The organism is Actinomyces sp. S6-Spd3 (assembly GCF_000758755.1).
GTDB lineage: Bacteria > Actinomycetota > Actinomycetes > Actinomycetales > Actinomycetaceae > Pauljensenia.
This window is the reverse complement of the sequence record NZ_JRMV01000051.1, coordinates 1-501: the sequence shown is the minus strand read 5'-3', so window position 1 is coordinate 501 and position 501 is coordinate 1. Positions and strand designations below refer to the sequence as shown.

1 protein-coding gene is annotated in these 501 nt (G+C 57.3%); it reads left to right on the top strand.

The genetic code is table 11. From position 1 onward, the window contains the following. On the top strand, nucleotides 1-501 hold a 501-nt coding region (locus HMPREF1627_RS00355), incomplete at both ends, for an ABC-ATPase domain-containing protein (protein ID WP_034499952.1).

Below are 501 nucleotides of genomic sequence, written 5' to 3'. Positions count from 1 at the left end.
CGCGCCACCATCGCAGTTGCGCGCTACGGCCTCGCCGGTAAAGATGGGCATCCCTGAAGATCTGCTTGATACTCGCGAAAAGCGCGTAGCTGTAGCTGATTTCTTGGCGCGCGAGTTCGCGAAGAACAGTTCAAAAACCCCAGAGATCCGCATTGCGCGTTGCGGCCAAGAGATTTTGGAGCGCTCTTACGCATCCGTTGACAAAACCGCGGTTGAGGTGCGATTCCAGTGCCAGTTCCCCGCTCGCGGACGCACAATCATGGGGCGTTCCATGGCGCGCCTTGCAGATGTTGATATTCCGTACACGGTGATGGACACGTTCGATTTTGTTTCCGAGGACGCCGCGCAGCACCTAGCTAATCTGCGCCGCCACGTGGAAACGTACGTGGATTACCAGGCGTTGCAGGCCGCTCTGGCAGATAACGATTGGATTGGTTTTGTGGCGAATGAGTCGGTGCTGGCGCGCCGCTCTGGCATTTCGGATTATCCAATGGATGAGGC